The 2965-nt window shown below is 44.9% G+C and carries 3 protein-coding genes; 2 read left to right on the top strand and 1 reads right to left on the bottom strand.

The genetic code is table 11. From position 1 onward, the window contains the following. Nucleotides 1-272 (bottom strand): YicC/YloC family endoribonuclease (locus AC4E96_RS09900; protein ID WP_490255704.1); only part of this gene is annotated, 272 nt, incomplete at its 3' end. A 417-nt stretch (nucleotides 273-689) separates the two neighbouring features. Here AC4E96_RS09900 and AC4E96_RS09905 point away from each other — a divergent pair. Together AC4E96_RS09905 and rph are read left to right on the top strand one after the other, a co-directional pair. Further along, nucleotides 690-2519, top strand: coding sequence for a DEAD/DEAH box helicase (locus AC4E96_RS09905; protein ID WP_490255705.1), 1830 nt, complete (start codon nucleotides 690-692; stop codon nucleotides 2517-2519). A gap of 147 nt (nucleotides 2520-2666) precedes the next feature. Next, the coding region (gene rph / locus AC4E96_RS09910; RefSeq protein WP_490255706.1) for a ribonuclease PH at nucleotides 2667-2965 on the top strand (299 nt) is incomplete at its 3' end.

Below are 2965 nucleotides of genomic sequence, written 5' to 3' on the forward strand. Positions count from 1 at the left end.
CTGTCAATAAGTTGTTTGGCTAAGGTTTTGTTGACAGTTAACTGTGTAACAGCGGCTGGGTTCGCTGTGTACTTAAGAAAGACTTCGACTTTGCCTCGTTGCAGTTTTTTGCGAAGACGCTCGCGAAGTACGGCTTCAAGTGAACGGAATTGCTCTGGTAAGCGGATATAGGTTTCTAGATATCTTTGGTTAACTGAGCGAATTTCCCATACTGCCGTTCCCCAATCGCCTTTTACTTCTTTTCTGGCGTACGCCGTCATACTTTGAATCACACTGTCACCTTGCTGTTAATAATTGTTTTTGCGAATTGCGCATTACTCGTAGTTTAGCGTTATATGCTGCTTTTTAAAAAGATTTTAGAACTTTAACAAACATTTGTCGTTTTAAGCGCACATAATTTATTTAGCCAAGTGGAAGATTACTAAGCAATGACTAGACTAAGGTTGGTTTGGCGCAGGATGGACTTTGGCGATAAGCGCAGGAATTTGCGCAAAATTTAAGTAATTACTTTAAAAAGATTAAAAAATAGTCAAAACAGGTCGCTATTAAAGGAAATAAAGCGTACAATGCGCGCCCTTTTGAATTCCCCCACAGACAGGCTAAGCTCAATTGAATCTCTTGCGATAGAGGTGTGGACATTGAGTGATGACGGATTACGCGTGAAGTTGGGGTAGAGATGTGAGTAAAAAATGACAGAAAATGTAACCCCAAAGTTTGTTGACTTAGGTTTAACCCCAGCCGTATTAGAAGCGGTTCAACACGTTGGTTATGAGACCCCTTCACCAATCCAAGCTGAATGTATTCCACATATCCTAAATGGCGACGATATCTTAGGTATCGCTCAAACAGGTACTGGTAAAACGGCGGCGTTCGCGCTACCAACTTTGTGTCACTTAGACCCAAAGGTGAATTCACCACAAATTTTAGTTTTGGCCCCAACTCGCGAACTTGCGATCCAGGTTGCTGAAGCATTTACAACATATGCTGAAAAGCTAGACGGTTTCCACGTATTACCGATCTACGGTGGTCAAGACTTCCGTACTCAGTTACGTGCACTTAAGCGTGGTGTCCACGTTGTTGTCGGTACACCTGGTCGTGTTATGGACCATATGCGCCGTGAAACACTAGATTTATCGAACCTTAAAACGGTTGTTCTTGACGAAGCTGACGAAATGTTACGCATGGGCTTCATTGATGATGTTGAGTGGATTATGGAACACGTTCCAAATCAAGCACAAATTGCGTTATTTTCAGCTACGATGCCAGCGCCTATCTTAAAGGTAACTAAGCAATACCTTAAGAACCCTAAAGAAGTTCGCATTAAGCCTAAAACAGCGAGCCACTCTAACATCACTCAGCAATACTGGATTGTAAACAACAATCAGAAGTTAGACGTGTTAACACGTTTATTAGAGCTGACTGAATTTGACGGCATGATCATCTTTACTAAGACACGCCAAGCTACGTCTGAGTTAGCAGATAAATTATCTGCCCGTGGTCACGCTGCTGCTGCACTTAACGGTGACATGAACCAGTCTCATCGTGAACAATGTATCGATTCATTAAAATCTGGCCGTTTAGATATCATTATTGCAACGGACGTTGCTGCACGTGGTATTGACGTTGAGCGTGTAAGTCACGTTATTAACTACGACTTACCATACGACGTAGAATCTTATGTTCACCGTGTTGGTCGTACAGGTCGTGCGGGCCGTAAAGGTAACGCTATCTTGTTTGCAACGCCACGTGAGCGTCGTTTATTAAAGACAATTGAGCGTGAAACAAAGCAAACAATTTTACCTTACGAGCCACCAACAAACGAAGAAGTAACACAATTACGTGTTGCAGCGTTTAAAGAGCGCATCGCTGATGTTATTGGTGGTCAAGACTTAGATTTCTTCACTAACTTAGTGAATGAATACGCAGATGAGCATGGCCAAGAAGTGGGTGAAGTCGCTGCAGCACTTGCGTTTATGGCACAACAAGAAGCACCTTTACAAGTAACAGGTAAAGGCATGCCAGGTAACAACAAGTTTGAAGATCGAAATAGTCGTGATCGCAACGGTCGTGACCGTGATCGCGGTGAACGCGGTGGCCGTGGTCGTGATACTGGTGTTCCAATGCAAGCATACCGAATCGAAGTTGGTCGTGAGCACGGCGTTTCACCAAAAGACATCGTTGGTGCGATTGCAAACGAAGCAAACATCAGCTCTAAGTTCATTGGTAACATTAAGCTAATGCCTAACTTCTCAGTGGTTGAGCTTCCGGCTGACATGCCGACAGAAACTCAAGAGCAGTTGAAAAAAACGCGAGTACGCAACCAACAGCTAGACATTAAGGTTGACCCTCGTGGTGGCCAAGGTGTTGGTGAGCGCGGTGGTCGTCGTGATGGCGGCGGTCGTGGCCGAGGTCGTGATGACCGTGGTGCTCGCGGACGTGGCGGAAATCGTGATGGCAACCGTGGACGCGGTGGCGAAGGTCACAGAGGTCGTCGTAACGATCGCAAACCTCGCGACTAAAAAAGTTAAATTCTGGTGACTCACCAGTAAATAGCTTAAAATTAACAAGCAGCTTTCGGGCTGCTTTGTTGTATCTCATACTTTGATTTACAATAGCCAACAATACATTCTTACAATCAATCAGTTGAACAACACAAGGTAGACAATATGCGCCCAAGCGGTAGAACCACCTCTCAAATTCGTCCAGTGACTATTACTCGAAACTTCACGGCTCACGCAGAAGGCTCAGTCCTGATTGAAATTGGCGACACAAAAGTACTTTGTACAGCAACGGTTGAAGTAGGTGTTCCACGCTTCATGAAAGGCCAGGGTAAAGGTTGGGTGACAGCCGAATACGGAATGTTACCGCGTTCTACTCACACTCGTAACCAACGTGAAGCTGCCCGTGGCAAACAGTCTGGTCGCACGATGGAAATTCAGCGTTTAATTGCCCGCTCATTGCGTGC

The organism is Psychrosphaera sp. (genome assembly GCF_982872775.1).

Excerpts from the sequence above, each read along its gene's own strand:
- AC4E96_RS09905 (WP_490255705.1), top strand. The coding sequence starts at position 690 with ATGACAGAAAATGTAACCCCAAAGTTTGTTGACTTAGGTTTAACCCCA.